12 protein-coding genes are annotated in these 14,735 nt (G+C 68.3%); 4 read left to right on the forward strand and 8 right to left on the reverse strand.

Features of this window, described 5'->3' with window-relative positions; translation table 11 throughout:
* Positions 1–19: 19 nt before the first annotated feature.
* The gene (locus tag KBZ19_RS09445) at positions 20–403 is read right to left on the reverse strand and encodes a hypothetical protein (RefSeq protein ID WP_094512985.1); all 384 of its coding nucleotides are present in this window, start codon (positions 401–403) and stop codon (positions 20–22) included.
* Positions 400–2,928, reverse strand: coding sequence for a type II CAAX prenyl endopeptidase Rce1 family protein (locus KBZ19_RS15115; RefSeq protein WP_255100764.1), 2,529 nt, complete (start codon positions 2,926–2,928; stop codon positions 400–402). Before KBZ19_RS15115 ends, KBZ19_RS09445 begins: the two co-directional genes overlap by 4 nt.
* Before the next feature lie 148 nt (positions 2,929–3,076).
* Between KBZ19_RS15115 and KBZ19_RS09455 the strand changes: the two genes are divergently transcribed.
* Positions 3,077–4,072, forward strand: a complete 996-nt coding sequence (locus KBZ19_RS09455) for a sensor domain-containing diguanylate cyclase (RefSeq protein WP_255100765.1) — start codon at positions 3,077–3,079, stop codon at positions 4,070–4,072.
* A 59-nt stretch (positions 4,073–4,131) separates the two neighbouring features.
* Here the strand turns inward: KBZ19_RS09455 and KBZ19_RS09460 are convergent, their stop codons facing one another.
* From KBZ19_RS09460 to KBZ19_RS09485, 6 genes are all read right to left on the reverse strand, one after another.
* Positions 4,132–4,995: a helix-turn-helix domain-containing protein gene (locus KBZ19_RS09460; RefSeq protein ID WP_255100766.1), complete on the reverse strand. Its 864-nt coding sequence runs from the start codon at positions 4,993–4,995 to the stop codon at positions 4,132–4,134.
* 308 nt (positions 4,996–5,303) lie between these two features.
* The gene (gene sds / locus KBZ19_RS09465) at positions 5,304–6,275 is read right to left on the reverse strand and encodes a solanesyl diphosphate synthase (RefSeq protein WP_094512982.1); all 972 of its coding nucleotides are present in this window, start codon (positions 6,273–6,275) and stop codon (positions 5,304–5,306) included.
* A gap of 23 nt (positions 6,276–6,298) precedes the next feature.
* Positions 6,299–7,132 carry a glutamate racemase gene (gene murI, locus KBZ19_RS09470; protein WP_255100767.1) on the reverse strand — a complete coding sequence of 278 codons (834 nt, stop codon included), beginning with the start codon at positions 7,130–7,132 and terminating at the stop codon, positions 6,299–6,301.
* On the reverse strand, positions 7,129–8,211 hold the full coding sequence (locus KBZ19_RS09475) for an N-acetylmuramoyl-L-alanine amidase (protein ID WP_094512980.1): 1,083 nt from the start codon (positions 8,209–8,211) through the stop codon (positions 7,129–7,131). Before KBZ19_RS09475 ends, murI begins: the two co-directional genes overlap by 4 nt.
* Positions 8,212–8,246: 35 nt before the next feature.
* Positions 8,247–9,065, reverse strand: coding sequence for a carbon-nitrogen hydrolase family protein (locus KBZ19_RS09480; RefSeq protein ID WP_094513055.1), 819 nt, complete (start codon positions 9,063–9,065; stop codon positions 8,247–8,249).
* Between the two features lie 74 nt (positions 9,066–9,139).
* A complete protein-coding gene (locus tag KBZ19_RS09485; RefSeq protein WP_094513054.1) occupies positions 9,140–9,898 on the reverse strand; it encodes a 2-phosphosulfolactate phosphatase family protein in 759 nt (252 codons plus the stop codon).
* 57 nt (positions 9,899–9,955) lie between these two features.
* Here KBZ19_RS09485 and KBZ19_RS09490 point away from each other — a divergent pair, with 57 nt between their 5' ends.
* The 3 genes from KBZ19_RS09490 to KBZ19_RS09500 all read left to right on the forward strand — a co-directional run bounded on the left by KBZ19_RS09490 (position 9,956) and on the right by KBZ19_RS09500 (position 14,689).
* Entirely contained in the window at positions 9,956–11,518 is a 1,563-nt protein-coding gene (locus tag KBZ19_RS09490) for a UbiD family decarboxylase (protein ID WP_255100768.1), read from the forward strand.
* Positions 11,515–11,961: an Rrf2 family transcriptional regulator gene (locus KBZ19_RS09495; RefSeq protein ID WP_094512978.1), complete on the forward strand. Its 447-nt coding sequence runs from the start codon at positions 11,515–11,517 to the stop codon at positions 11,959–11,961. The genes KBZ19_RS09490 and KBZ19_RS09495 overlap by 4 nt, the downstream gene beginning before the upstream one ends.
* 64 nt (positions 11,962–12,025) lie before the next feature.
* The gene (locus tag KBZ19_RS09500) at positions 12,026–14,689 is read left to right on the forward strand and encodes an MGH1-like glycoside hydrolase domain-containing protein (RefSeq protein WP_255100769.1); all 2,664 of its coding nucleotides are present in this window, start codon (positions 12,026–12,028) and stop codon (positions 14,687–14,689) included.
* Positions 14,690–14,735 lie beyond the last annotated feature (46 nt).

The raw sequence follows: 14,735 nt of genomic DNA on the forward strand, positions 1-14,735 counted from the left end.
GCCCCGCGCCAGCCCTCACTCAGCTGACGGCGTCGCTGTGACAGGGCGGCGTGAGACCGGGGAGCTGGAATTCCAGAAACCAGAGAAATTCCCGCGACCGCCAGCCCAGATCGAAGGGAGCGGTGGGCTGCCAGTCGTGCCGCTCCAGCCCGAACGCCTCCTGCAGGTAGGCGGGCACCAGCGCTTCAACCTCGTCCTGGCCTTCAGCTTCCTCCTCCTCGAACAGGCGGTCGAGATAGAGCGCGGCGAAGATCCCCTGCTCCTCGTCGACCACCACCACCTCAAAGGGGCCATCGGCGGCGGGCAGCGGGTTCACTTCGAAGAATTCATCCCGCTCCAGGGGGTCGGTGGGCGCCTGCTCCATCAATGTGGCCAGGGCCTGCTTGAACCGTTCGAGGGTCATGGGGCCACCGGCCTGGGGGCCTCCATCCTCAACCGCAGGCGTCCGCCCAGGGGCCACAGCCACAGGGTCACGGCCAGCCAATGGATCAGCACGGGCGGCCACAGCGAGCCGCTGAGCAGGAAGACGCCCGCGCACACGGCGCCGAGCCAGCTGCAGGAGAGCAGGAAGGCCGGATCACGGAACAGCTGCCGCCCCGGCCGGTACCAGGTGGCGCCAGCCAGTGGGTGGTAGGCCACGAACAGCCCCACGCTCAGGGCGCCCCAGGCCAGCGACGACCAGGGCCCCACCCCCTCCATTGCGGCTGCCGGCAGCAGGGCGGCGCGGAACACCGCTTCCTCCCCCAGCGCTGGCATCAGCAGCAGCAGCGGCGCCTGGCGCAGCATTGGCCCCAGCGGTCGCCAGCGCCAGCCCTGCCGCAGCAGGCCGCTGCGCCGCGCCAGCGGCAGGGCCACCAGTGCGTACAGCAGCATTCCCAGCACCGCCACCAGCCCATTGCCGCCCAGCAGCGGCGTGCTCACCGCATCGGAGAGCCGCCGCAGCGGCACCGACAACCAGGGCCACTGGCCGAGCAGCAGCGTGGGTGCCAGCGGCAGCAGCTCGGGGTCGCGGCCCGGCACCTGGTTGGTGCGTTGGAACCACAGCTGCGAGCCGTTCTGGAGGAACACGCGGGCGATGTCGTCATGGCCGCGGCGGGGCAGCATCGAACGCCAGCTGAGCAGGGCATCGCGCACGCTTTCCCCGCGCACGAAATGCTGCTCACCGCTGGTGAGCGTGTCAGCGCCGGCCACCACTGCCGCGTTGCGCACCCAGTCGGAGCGCACCATGCCGAAGGGAGTGAGCAGGTCGTCGAGTGACCGGCCCAGGGCCAGCAGCCGCTCGAAGCGCCGGCTGTCGCTGTCGTTGGGATGGGCGCGCCACCAGGCCATCAGCCCGGGATCGGCCAGCACCTGCTGGCGCAGCCGTTGCAGGGCGATGTAGAGGGTCTGGCTGGAATCCTGCACGCAGGAGGTGGCCGGCGTCACCGACGACAGGCCCGTGCCGTCGCCGCTGCGGTAACGGGCCATCATCACGTTGGCCTGCACCCCCAGTTCATCGAGCAGGGAGAAGCGGCGGGGGCCGAGCTGCACGTCGCTGAACAGGTCCTGACGGATCAGCACATCGGAGATCGGTCGCAGCCACAGCCAGCCCCGCTGCAGATCGCCGCTGTAGGCACTCCAGTCCTGGGTGCCGGCCACGATGCCGTTGGGGTTGTTGGCGTAGATCTGGTGAAAGCGCAGCGCAAACAGCGGCTCACCGCTGAAGGGGTCGCGCCCCAGTTCGGCGTCGCCGAAGGCGAAGTGGCCGGTCACGGTGCCGGCCACGATCGCTTCGCCAGCGGGGCCGCCGATGCCGCCGAAGCTGTGGATCAGCAGGCCCCGCTCGCCCAGCTGCCAGCTGCCTTCTCCCCCCACCTGAACCCGTGAGAAGCGGCCCTTGCGCTCGGGTGTGCGGGCCCAGTTGCGGTGCAGCAGGTAGTCGAGGCCGGCGCCGCGGCCCTGCACCAGCTGATCGGCCTGGGGCTGCAGCAGCGCCCGGGGCAGCAGTGCCTGGGCCGTGAACAGGCCGCTGGCATCGGGCGCGCCGTACACCAGCCAGCCGGCGGCGCCGATCGGATCCCCCACCAGGCCATCCGGGTTGAACAGCCGGCGCCCATCGCGATCGGGTGGCTGCCGCGGAATCCGCACCACGTCCAGCGGGCCGCTGAATCCGCCCTGGCGCCGATCGAAGTGCCGCACCTCGAAGCGATCGCCGTCGGGGTTCTCGGCGGCGGCGGCTGGTTGCAGCAGTTGCACCAGGGCCACATAACGCCCGGTGATCTGCACCGGCGGCTGGGCGATCGCCAGGCCGGGGCTGCCGGTGGGGCTGGTGGTGAGCTCCACCTCCTCCAGCCGCACGATCACGTCGTCGTGGGGGCGAGCCCCGGCCAGCGATTGCAGCGGACCCACGCCGCGGCGGCCATCGAGCCGCTGCGGCAGCACGTTGCCGGCAGCGATCGCCGCATGGGCCGCCGCATCCAAGTGGATGTCGGTGCTGACGGTGCGCACCATGGCCTGCAACAGCGGCCGCTCCTGCCAGCCCAGCCGCAGCCTCTGGCCCACCAGTTTCTCGTGCTGGGGAGGCGCGTGCTGCACCTCCAGCCACACCCAGTCAGCGCCGGGATCCTGGGCGCTTTGACCCTGACCGGCGGGATCTGCGGCGCGCGCCTCCGGCAGGATCAGCCGGCCGATCCAGGCGCCGTTCGGCTTGTAGAGCGCCGGATCGGGACGCTGATCAAGGGGGTAGTGATCTGGGCGGTTGAAGGGTTGCTCCCAGGCCAGGGCGTAGCTGGACGGCCGCGTCGCCGCCGGCGCCGACTGAAGCATGGGCAGCAGAACCGCCAGCAAGGCCGCCAGAACAGCGGCGAGACCGGCGGCGAAACCAGCGGCCAGGGTCGCCGCCCTTCTGGTGCTGGGCAGGGGCCGCAGCCGGCGCGTTCGGGGAGGCACGACGGCGACCGGGGGAAGAGCCGAGGTTACGGGAGCCACTTGGCTGCTGTTTTGCATGCCAGTCGGTTGCCAAGCCCACTTGTTCAGGGCGTGACGCAGCCCGGCCTGGCTACAACAGAGGCAGGAGCTGTCTGCGCGTGGCCTTGCAATGTCCCCCTTCCCCGACTACCCGGTCCCCGTCGATGAACTCCAGCGGTTGCGCTCGCTGGAGCGCCACGACCTGCTCAACCATCGCAAGGATCCGCACCTCGATCGCCTGCTGGAGCTGGCCACCGAGTTGCTTGACACACCGATCGGCCTGATCTCCCTGATCGATGCCGACCGCCAGTTGTTCATCGCCCGCCAGGGGCTGGAGATCGAGGAGACACCGCGCAAGATGGCCTTCTGCGCCCATGCCATCGCCGGCAACGGCGTGCTTGTGGTGCCCGATGCGCTCGAAGACCCGCGCTTCAACACCAATCCCCTCGTGCTGGAGGAGCCCAGGATTCGCTTCTATGCAGGCGCACCGCTTACCTCTGAAGACGGCCACAACCTCGGCACGCTGTGCGTGATCGACCGCAAGCCTCGCCAGCCCAGCGATCAGCAGATCCGTCTTCTGGAGCGCATTGCTGAATTGGCGATGCGGGAAATCGAGATGCGCCGCCAGTCGCTGCATTGCCCGATCACCCATCTGCTGGGGCGCAGCCTTTTCCTGCAGCTCGGCGAACTCGAACTGAGGCATGCGCGGGAGCGTCAGGTGCCGTTGTCGTTGGTGATTCTCGACATTGACAACTTCAGGATGATCAACAGCCGTTCAGGCCACAAGGCGGGCGATGAGGTGCTGGTGAAAGTGGCCGATCTCTGCCGCAGCCACGCGGCGGACCAGGATCTGATCGGACGGGTGGGCGACGAGGAGTTCGCGATTCTGCTGATCAACAGCACCGATGAGCAGGCCACCTGGTTGGCGGAAAGCGTGCTGGAGGGCGCCCACCATATTGGTGTGTCGTCCTTCCACAGCGAGCAGCAGATTCACCTCAGCGGTGGAGTCACCACCATGAGCGACACCGATGCCGATTTCGCCGGCATGTTCCAGCGGGCAACCAAAGCCTCCGAACTGGCCCGGATAAACGGTCGCGATCAGATTGTGGCGATGGAAAGGGAATGAAGGCCGCTCCGCCCCAGCAACCCTGCGGAGGTGCCCCTTGGGGGGGTCGCTTCTTGTGCTCAGGGAGGCGGAGCGGACGGATCCGCTGCTGAAGTCTTGAAGGTGCGCCACTGCACCTGTTCGATCGAACCGAGGCGTTCAGCCGGTTTGCCTTCCAGACGGGCCGTCACCAGGTCGGGGCGCCCGGCCAGCACCTTGAGGCCATCGCCGAGCGGAAAGTGGCGCTCCCCCTTGAAGGTGCCGCGGAACACCACCTCCTCGCCGGCAGGCCCGCCCACCTGACGCACTTCCAGCCAGCTGGGGGCACTACTGCTCAGCAGCAGATCGCCAGGAGCTGGCGGCACGGCCACCGGGGCAACCATGGTAGGGGCTGGTTCGTTGGCCGGGGGCTCGGGCCGTGCAGGGGAGGGGGCAGCCGGCTGCGCGGAAAGCCGTGTCTGGAGGGTGCCGGCATCGAAGCGCCGCCAGCCCCACACCAGCGCCGATCCAGCGCCCACGATCAGAGCCATCACGGCAATGGAACGGACCATCACGCCTGCGGCGGCGGTCTTGGCGGACCCTGGCGCCGTCTGCTGTGTCGTTGAGGTGCTTGGGTCCAGGCAGCGGTGGGTGAGGCCACTTTTCTGCAGGTTGCGCAGCGGCTGCAACAACGGCGCCACATCCAGCCCGAGCACCCCGGCCACGCGCTGCGCTTGGGCAATCACATACACAAGCTCGGGCAGGGCGGCACGGTCGCCGGCTTCAAGCGCGTTCAACTGCTCCTCGCGGAAGAACAGGCGCTTGGCAAGCTCCGGCAGGGCAATGCCCTTGGCCTCGCGTGCTTGACGGAGCTGGGCTCCCAATGCGCCCAGTGCATTAGCCGCGGCCTGATCCTGGGCGTCCACGTCGCGCACGGGTTGGTTGGAGGGACTGCCCTCGCTCATGGTGTGGATCTCTGAGAGGGGGAGGTCAGAGGATTTGTAGCTCGAAATGGTGCTGATTGATGTCCATGGGAGGGTTCCTTTTCAGCATGGGTAAAGCTGCCCGCCAATCGCTAGCAAAACGTGAGAGATCTTGTGGCTTTGAATCTTCACACCTCCCTGATTTTGAAGCAGCCTGTGTGAAGGAGAACTGGTTTCTCGGTTAATGGATCCATCCCTCGTGCAGCAACCTGCTCTGGCCATTGCATGAGAGCAGGTCAAACGGTCGTGCGATTCGGCGGAGCAAGCCCACTCAGCTCGGCAAAGCGCGCTCAATAGAGGCGGCTGAGCACGAAGTCCGGCAGGGCCTTGAGGGCGTCGCTGGAGGCGGAAGGCGGTAGCCACTGGAGCGCTTCGCCGGCCTCTCGGGCAAAACCTTCGGCCAGCGTGCGCGACCGGGGGATCGCTTCGCAGCCCCGCACCAGCTCCAGCGCCTGATCGAGGTCGCCGGGTTCGCAGAGCTCTCGCTCGATCAGCCCGGCCAGGGGCGGACGTTCCTCAAGGGCGAAGAGCACCGGGGCCGTGAGGTAGCCGGCGGCCAGATCGCTGGCAGCAGGCTTTCCCAGTTGCTGATCGCTGCCGGTGAAGTCGAGGATGTCGTCGACCACCTGGAAGGCCAGGCCCAACTGGCGGCCGAAGCGGTAGAGCTGATCGAGGCGATCGACCGGCAGGTTGCTCAGCACCCCGGCGGCGCGGGCGCTGTTGGCGATCAGCGAGGCAGTTTTGCAGTAGCTCTTTTCGAGGTAGGTCTCGAAGCTCTGGCCGGTGTCGTAGCGGAACAGCCCCTGTCGCACTTCGCCGTCGGCCAGGTCCATGATCACGCGCGAGAGCAGCTTCACCACATCGAGGTCGTCGAGGTTGGCGAGGTGCCAGCTGGCCTGGGCGAAAAGGAAATCGCCCGCCAGCACCGCCAAGCGATTGTTGAAGCGGCTGTGGACCGTGTCCACGCCGCGGCGGGTGGAGGCCTCATCGACCACGTCGTCGTGGACGAGGGAGGCGGTGTGAATCATTTCGGTGATCTCAGCCAGGCGCCGGTGCCGGCTGGAGAGCTCACCATCAGGGCTGAGAGCCCGTGAGAGCAGCAGAACCACGCCGGGGCGGATCCGTTTGCCACCGGCACTAAAGAGGTGCTCAGCTGCAGCCTGGAGGATCGGGTGGCCGGCGCCGATCAGGCTGCGCAGATCGCTCAGCAGAGTTTCGAGGTCGTTCTCGACCGGCTGGAGCAATTGCGCGACCGTGGCCATGACCCCTGCTCAGTGGATGGATCCTAGAAGGCCTGGATCGGCGCTGAGAGCGCCACCTGCTCCACCACCGGCCGCCAGCCCAGCCAGGGCATGGCGGCACGGGCGAAGGCCTCCGGATCGCCGGTCACGCAGAAGCGGCTGCCACTGGCCAGTGCGGGAGACGGGTGCAGGCCGCAGCGCTGCGGCAGCGGCGCCGGCGTTCGGCCGATGCAGACCGACAGGCGCGCCACGGCGGCCTCGGCCGGATCCACCAGCACCACGTGCTGGGGCAGCAGCTCCCGCAGCAGGTCTTCCAGCAGCGGGTAGTGGGTGCAGCCAAGCACGACGGTGTCCACATCGGCGGCCAGCAGGGGCTTCAGATAGGTGTGGGCCGCCTCGCGCAGCTGCGGGTCGGTGAGATCACCCCGCTCGATCAGGGGCACGAAGGCGGGGCAGCCCACTTCCACCACCTTGATGAACGGACGCACGGCGCGCAGGGCGCGTCCATAGGCGCCGCTGGCTGCGGTGGCCGGCGTGGCCAGCACGCCCACCCGTTCCCCCTGCACCACGGTGGCAGCACTGTCGATCAGACCCAGCACCGGCACCTCGCGGCCGGCAATGGCCTCCACCACATCCAGGGCCAGGGCATGGGTGGTGTTGCAGGCCATCAGCACCACATCGACCGACTGCAGCTGCAGCCAGCTCACCACCTCGGCGGCAATCGAGCGGATCTCCCCCCTGGAGCGCTCGCCATAGGGCACCCTGGCGGTGTCGCCCAGGTAGATGTAGGGCTGGTCGGGATGCCGCTCCACCAGGCGGCGCAGCACGGTCAGGCCGCCGAGTCCGCTGTCGAGCAGGCCGATGCGTCGCTTGGTCATCCGCCCCCCAGGTAACGCAGGATGCCGCGGGTGATGGCCTGGGCCAGCCGCTGGCGGTGTCCCGCATCCGCCAGCCGGGGGGAATCCAGATCGCCTGTCACGAAGCCGGTTTCCGCCAGCGCCGCGGGCATCACCGTCCGGCGGATCACGAAGAAGCGGCCGGTCTTGACGCCGCGGTCGGGGCTACCGGGTGAAACCCGCAGCATCTCCTCCTGCACGGCCTCCGCCAGCGCCCGCGACTGAGCGCCCTGGAAGTAGAAGGTTTCGATGCCGTTCACATCCGGCCGGGCCATGCTCAGGGCGTTGGCGTGGATGCTGAGGAAGGCCTGGGCACCGCTGCTGTTCGCCAGCGCCACCCGCGGCGGCAGGTCGACGTCGATTTCGGAGGTGCGCGTCAGCACCACCTGCACACCCTTGCTCTGCAGCAGCTGGGCCACCTGCAACGAGATGTCGAGCACCACATCGGTTTCCCGCAGCCCGCCGATGCCCACCGCGCCCGGGTCGGGTCCGCCGTGGCCTGGATCGATCACCACCCGGAAGCGGCCGCGCGGCACTGCGGGCATGCCGCCGGTGGAGGGGAGGGGGCGGCTGCCGCCGAAGGGAGTCGGCCGTACCCAGCCTCCGCCTGCCACCTCCACGTTGCCTTCGCCGAGGGTGGAGATCAGCCGGTTGGAGCCCAGCCCGGTCAGCTCGAGGCGCCAGCGGTCGCGGGCGGTGCCCACCAGGCGCATGTTGCGCGGATCGAGCTGGGTGCCTGGGGCGAATTCGAGCACAAGGCGGGTGGTGCCGGGATCGGGCTTGCCGATGCGCACCTCGCGCAGGGCGCCGCTGCCGCGCAGGGTGCGAGGCCGCACCGGGGCGCCGGGGAGGTCGATCCACACCCGAGGACCCTGGGCGCCCCTGCCGCTTTCGTAGAAGGCCTGCAGGGAGATTGAGGGCGAGGTGCGCAGCTCAAGCACCCCATCCCGGCTGACGCGCCAGGCGGCCAGGGCGCTGGCGGCGTGGGCCGGCAGAGAGGCCAGCAGCAGGGCAGACGGCGCGAGCGTGGCGAGGGCGATCGCGCGGCACGACGCCCGCAGCGTGGTGAGCAGTGACGGGCAGGGCTTCCCCAGGGTCAGAACAGCGAAGGACGGCGGTGGTTCAGGCTCGGCATCTGGGTGCGAACCCGTTGGCCATGATCAGGGTCGACCGGCGCCACCGCCAGCCCGGGGGAGATTCCCGCATCCGCCAGCACGGTGCCCCATGGGTCGATCACCAGGGCGTGGCCATGGCTCTGCCTGCGGCCGTAGTGCAGGCCGGTCTGGGCCGGTGCCATCACGTAGGCCGTGTTCTCGATCGCCCGCGCCTGCAGCAGCACCTGCCAATGGTCCTTGCCGGTGAAGGCGGTGAAGGCGGCCGGAATCATGATGAGTTCGGCACCAGCACCGGCTAGGTGGCGGTAGAGCTCGGGAAAGCGGACGTCGTAACAGATCGAAAGTCCGATGCGGCACAGGCCCGGCACATCCACCACCGGCGGCAAGGTTTCGCCCGCTTTGACCGTTCCCGACTCCCGATAGGTGTTGCCATCGGGAAGATCCACGTCGAACAGGTGGATCTTGTCGTAGCGGGCCAGCAGCTGGCCTTCGGTGCCCACCAGCTCTGCGCGGTTGAAGGTGGCCCGCTCCCCGGCCGGCACCGGATAGCCGCCGCCCAGCAGAGTCACCTGGTAGCGCCGCGCCATCGTCACCAGAAAGCGGCTGCAGCGTTCGGCCAGGCTGCCCGCCAGCTCCAGCCGCCGCTCGTCGTTGCCCATGAAGGCGAAGTTCTCGGGCAGCCCCACCAGATCGGCGCCGCGCCGGGCCGCCAGATCGATCAGCTCCTCGGCGGCCGCGAAATTGGACTCCGGATCGGGCGTGCTGGTGAGTTGCAGAGCAGCGGCCAGGAAGCTCGTCACCATGAGCAGGGAAGAGGTCGGCGGAACTGTAAGGGAGCTGCCTTCCGGCACCGGAACGGGGCTGGGCGCCGGCTTCAGCTGGCTTTGAGTACGCCTGGCTCGGCCTGCATCGGCACGATCTCAAGCGAATCCACGCTGGCGCAGCAGCGGAAATCATCGTCGTGATCGCCCAGGCCGATCAGCCGCCGGCCATGGCTGGCGGTACGCAGGCAGCCTTCGGGATCGTGGCGCCACTGCTGCCAGAGCGCCAGCGCCGCCACCATCTCGTCATTGCCCGCCTCCACCGACCGGCCGCCAGCGGCTGCGGCATCCATCGCCGCCTGGGCCACCGCGCCAGCCGCCAGGGTGTCTTCCAGCGAGTAGGAGCCCTCCCAGCCGCTGCCCACGATCCACACCTGCTCGCATTGCCGCTCCAGCAGCCGCGCCGCCACTGCCGCGCGGTTGGGCAGGCAGGCGGTCAGCAGCAGGGGCACAGTGCGCACCTTGTCGAGCGAGCGGGTGCCGTTGGTGGTGCTCATGAAGATGCGCTTGCCCGCCACCAGCGCCGGCGTGACGGCCAGGGGGGAGTTGCCGAGATCGAAGCCCTCCACCCGGGCGCCGCCCCGTTCGCCGGCTGTGAGCCGTTGCGCGGCCGGCCAGGCCGCGGCCGCGGCCTTGAGGCTGTCGAGATCGGCGAACGCCTGCACCGCCTCGGCGCCGTTCTGGAGTGCCCAGGCGATCGTGGTGGTGGCGCGCAGCACGTCGATCACCACGGCTGCATCCGGGCCCGCCGCCGCCGCTCCAGGGCCGCGGTCTGGCACATCTTCGGAGGTGTGGAAGGTATGGATCTGCACGGCGCAGGGCACGGGTCGCGTGCGTCACAGTAGGCAGCGACGCTCAGGACCCACTCAATGACGGCCACGCTGCCGCGGAGTTCCACCAGAGATCTGCGGGGCTTTCTGTCGCTACTGGAGCAGCGCGGCCAGCTGCGGCGCATCACAGCCCCCGTCGACCCCGACCAGGAACTGGCCGCCATCGCCGACCGGGTGCTGGCCCGCGGGGGCCCCGGCCTGCTGTTCGAGAACGTGATCGGCAGCCCGATGCCGGTGGCTGTGAACCTGCTCGGCACCGTGCAGCGGGTGGTGTGGAGCATGGGCCTGGAGTCGGCCGAAGAGCTGGAGGATCTCGGCGCGCGGCTGGCCCTGCTGCAGCAGCCCCGGCCGCCGAAGGGGCTGCGCGAGGCGGTGCGCTTCGGCGGGGTGCTCTGGGATGTGGTGAAGGCCCGCCCCGACCTCGACCTGCTGCCGCCCTGCCACCAGCAGGTGTTCAAGGGGGAGGACGTGAACCTCGACAGCCTGCCGCTGCTGCGCCCCTGGCCCGGCGATGCCGGCGGGGTGATCACGCTCGGACTGGTGATCACCAAGGACCCGGAAACGGGCGTGCCCAACGTGGGTGTCTACCGGCTGCAGCGCCAGTCGGTGAACACCATGACGGTGCACTGGCTGAGCGTGCGTGGCGGTGCCCGCCACCTGCGCAAGGCGGCGGCCATGGGCAAGCCCCTGGAGGTGGCCGTGGCGATCGGCGTGCACCCCCTGCTGGTGATGGCCGCCGCCACCCCGATCCCGGTGCAGCTCTCCGAATGGCTGTTCGCCGGCATCTATGCCGGCGAAGGGGTGCGGCTGGCCAAGTGCAAAACAGTGAACCTGGAGGTGCCCAGCCACAGCGAGGTGGTGCTGGAGGGCACGATCACCCCCGGCGAGGAACTGCCCGACGGCCCCTTCGGTGATCACATGGGCTTCTACGGCGGCGTCGAGGCGTCCCCGCTGGTGCGCTTCCAGTGCATGACCCAGCGCCGGAACCCGGTGTTCCTCACCACCTTCAGCGGCCGCCCGCCAAAGGAGGAGGCGATGCTGGCTATCGCGCTCAACCGCATCTACACGCCGATCCTGCGGCAACAGGTGCCCGAGATCATCGATTTCTTCCTGCCGATGGAAGGGCTCAGCTACAAGCTGGCTGTGCTCTCGATCGACAAGGCCTATCCGGGCCAGGCGAAGCGGGCGGCGATGGCCTTCTGGACCGTCCTGCCCCAGTTCACCTACACCAAGTTCGTGGTGGTGGTGGACAAATCGATCAACATCCGCGACCCGCGCCAGGTGATCTGGGCCATCAGTGCCCAGGTGGATCCCCAGCGCGATCTGTTCGTGCTGGAGGACACCCCGTTCGACACGCTGGATTTCGCCAGCGAGCGTCTGGGGCTGGGCGGCCGTCTGGCGATCGATGCCACCACCAAGGTCGGGCCGGAAAAGCGCCACGACTGGGGCGAACCGCTCCGCCGGCCGGCGGCGATCGAAGATCGGCTCGATGCCCGCTGGCAGGAGCTGGGCCTGGCCGACATCGACGCCACCGAACCGGATCCCACCCTGTTCGGCTACACCCTCGAGAACGTGCTGGAGCGTCTGGCGGCGCGGCGTTGATCAAGCGCCGCGGCCTGCAGGCGCTCAAGGCGCTGCTGGAGCTGGCCAGGGAGCCGGGCGCCTGGCGCTCGGTGACGCAGATCGCCGCCGCTCAGTCGATTCCGGCCCCGATGCTGGAGCAACTTCTGCTGCAGTTGCGGCGGGCCGATCTGGTGGAGGCGCGCCGGGGCCGCAGCGGCGGCTACCGCCTGCGGCGGGTACCGGCGGCGATTCCTGTCGCCACCGTGCTGCAAGCCGTGCAGGCTGATCCGGCGCTGGGGCCGGCGGCGGCTACAGCCAGCGACCCGGCACTGGCGGGCGAGCAGGTGGCCCAGGCTCTGGTGCGGCGTCTGCAGCGGGCGCTAGAGCAGGAACTGGCCGTGCTCACGCTCGAGGAACTGCTCTTCGATCTGCGCAGCTGGCAGGAATGCCTCAGTGAAGACGGCGGCCTGATGGTGGGCTAACGCACAGAGCGGCCTGCGGAACCGCCGAACCCGGCCAGGATGGCCAGGTGTTGATCACGCGCTGATGCCCGACCGCGACGCCATCGAGTTCGCCGAACGGCGCCGCATGGCCGAACGGGATCAGGGGCTGGTGCCCTGGGCGCTCTGGGGCAGCTACCTACCTGATCGTCAGTGGGGCACGGTGCGGGAGGACTACTCCGCCGACGGCGATGCCTGGCGCTCCTTCCCGCACGACCACGCCCGCTCGCGCGTGTACCGCTGGGGGGAGGACGGCCTGCTGGGCCTCTGCGACGAGCACGCCCGCCTCTGCTTTTCGGTGGCGCTCTGGAACGGCCTCGATCCCATCCTCAAGGAGCGGCCCTTCGGGCTGGGCAACCCGGAAGGCAACCACGGCGAAGACATCAAGGACTACACCTTTCACCTGGCCAACACCCCCACCCACAGCTTCATGCGGGGGCTCTACAAGTACCCCCAGCGCTGCTTCCCCTACGACCACCTGATCCACGAGAACGGGCGGCGCGGGCGCGACAGCCCGGAGTACGAGCTGGTCGACACCGGGCTGTTCGACGACGACCGTTACTTCGATGTGGAGGTGGAGTACGCGAAGGCGGCGGCCGACGACCTGCTGATCCGCTTGCGCCTCACCAACCGAGGCCCCGATCCTGCCCCGCTCACCCTCCTGCCCACCCTGTGGTTGCGCAACACCTGGAGCTGGGGCTATGCGGGCGCGCTCGAGCAGCCGCTGGAGCTTGAAGGGGATCAGCTGCGCACCCCTGTGCTGCCCGGCCTCGGGTCGTACCGGCTGGCCTGCGCCGAGCCGGGCTCCTGGATCTTCACCGACAACGAGACCAACACCGAGCGCCTGTTCCGCCAGCCCAACCAGCGGCCGTATCAGAAGGACGGCTTTCACCGGTATGTGGTGGAGGGGGAGGAGGGAGCCATCAACCCCGCCCAGCGGGGCACCAAGGCGGCCCGCCTGCTGCGCCGCACACTGGCCCCGGGGGAGACCTGGGTGGTGGACCTGCGCCTGTGGGCGGGCGAGCAGCCGGCGGCGTTCGGCGCGGCGTTCGAGGCCACCCATCAGGCACGCGAGCAGGAATGGAGGGCCTACTTCGAGCACTGCGTGCCGGGGCTGGAAGCCGACGACCGCCGCATTCACCTCGCAGGCGCCGCCGGATTGCTGTGGTGCAAGAAGTACTACAGCTGGGACGTGAAACGCTGGCTGGAGGGGGATCCGGGCCAGCCGGTGCCGCCGCCGGAGCGCTTCAGGAGCGCCAATGCGGCCTGGCGCCGTCTGCATGTGGAAGATGTGATCTCCATGCCCGATTCATGGGAATACCCCTATTTCTGCCAGTGGGATCTGATGGTGCATGCCGTGGCCTTCGCCGGCTTCGATCCGGCCACCGCCAAGGAGCAGTGCATGCTGCTGCGCAGCCCCCGCTTCACGGCGCCCAACGCCCAGACCCCTGCCTACGAATGGGCGCTCTCCGATCCGAACCCACCGATCGGTGCCTGGGCGGCGATGCGTGTGTATCAGATCGACCGCAAGCAGAACGGTGAACCGGACATGCCCTTTCTGCGGGCGGCACTGCGCAAGCTGTTGCTGGAATACGGCTGGTGGGCCAACCGCAACGATCGTTCGGGCGACAACGTGTTCGAGGGTGGATTCCTCGGGCTGGATAACATTGCCGTGTTCGATCGCCGCTTTCCGCTCGCCGATGGCAGCCACATCGGAGAAAGCGATGGCATCGCCTGGATGGCGTCGCTGAGCCTGAATCTGCTCAACATCAGCGTGGAGCTGAGTGTGCGTGAACCGGAGTATGCGGATCTGTGCGAGCGTTTTGTCTACGACTTCGTGCAGCTCAACCTCACGCTCAACACCCCCACGGACAACGAATTTCTGAACTGGGACGAACAGGATGGCTTCTACTACGACGTGATCAAGCGGCCCGATGGCAGCACTGATTTCCTGCGCAGCCGCTCGATTGCTGGCCTGATTCCCCTGCTGGCGGTGGCCAGTTTCGATCAGGAAACGCTGGAGCGTCTGCCGGTGCTGGATGTGAAGAACAGCATGGCGTGGTACACCCACGAGCGCACCTCCCCCTCCTGGGTGGAAACGCACCTGGGCCGGCGCCACAACGACCGGCTGCTGTTTTCCCTGGTGCCGGAAGATCGGCTGCGCCGCATCTGTGAGCGGCTGTTTGATGAGACGGAATTCCTTTCTCCCTACGGCATCCGCTCCCTGTCGAAGGTGTACGAAACCGCACCCTTCTGCTACACCGAAGGCAGTGAATCAGATTGCCTCTCCTATTCACCGGCGGACAGCCCGGTGGCCATGTTCGGTGGCAACTCCAACTGGCGTGGGCCGGTGTGGATGCCGCTGAATTATCTGTTGATCGAATCTCTGCAGAAATTCGGCCATTTCTATGGCGACAGCTTCACGGTGGAGTTCCCTACCGGCTCCGGCGTATGGCTCAGCCTCTGGGATGTGTCGTTGAAGCTGGAGCAGCGGCTGGTGAATCTTTTCCGCCGTGACAGCCAGGGCCGGCGCGCCTTCCTCGGGGATGTGGATCTGTTTCAGCGCAACCCCCATTGGCGTGATCTGATCCAGTTTCATGAGTATTTCCATGGCGACAATGGCCGTGGGGTGGGCGCCAGCCACCAGACCGGCTGGAGTGCGATCGTCTGCAAGATGATCAACCAACTCTCCCAATATCCAGTGCCCTGATCGCAGCACCTGTCTCTGTTTTGCCCTCTGTTCCGCCGCCACCCTT

It is taken from the genome of Synechococcus sp. L2F (assembly GCF_024345695.1).
Classification (GTDB): Bacteria; Cyanobacteriota; Cyanobacteriia; order PCC-6307; family Cyanobiaceae; genus MW101C3.

Coding starts and splice junctions, on each gene's coding strand:
- KBZ19_RS09445 (WP_094512985.1), bottom strand. CDS start 403: ATGACCCTCGAACGGTTCAAGCAGGCCCTGGCCACATTGATGGAGCAG.
- KBZ19_RS09490 (WP_255100768.1), top strand. CDS start 9,956: ATGACGGCCACGCTGCCGCGGAGTTCCACCAGAGATCTGCGGGGCTTT.
- murI (WP_255100767.1), bottom strand. CDS start 7,132: ATGACCAAGCGACGCATCGGCCTGCTCGACAGCGGACTCGGCGGCCTG.
- KBZ19_RS09455 (WP_255100765.1), top strand. CDS start 3,077: ATGTCCCCCTTCCCCGACTACCCGGTCCCCGTCGATGAACTCCAGCGG.
- KBZ19_RS09500 (WP_255100769.1), top strand. CDS start 12,026: ATGCCCGACCGCGACGCCATCGAGTTCGCCGAACGGCGCCGCATGGCC.
- KBZ19_RS09460 (WP_255100766.1), bottom strand. CDS start 4,995: ATGAGCGAGGGCAGTCCCTCCAACCAACCCGTGCGCGACGTGGACGCC.
- sds (WP_094512982.1), bottom strand. CDS start 6,275: ATGGCCACGGTCGCGCAATTGCTCCAGCCGGTCGAGAACGACCTCGAA.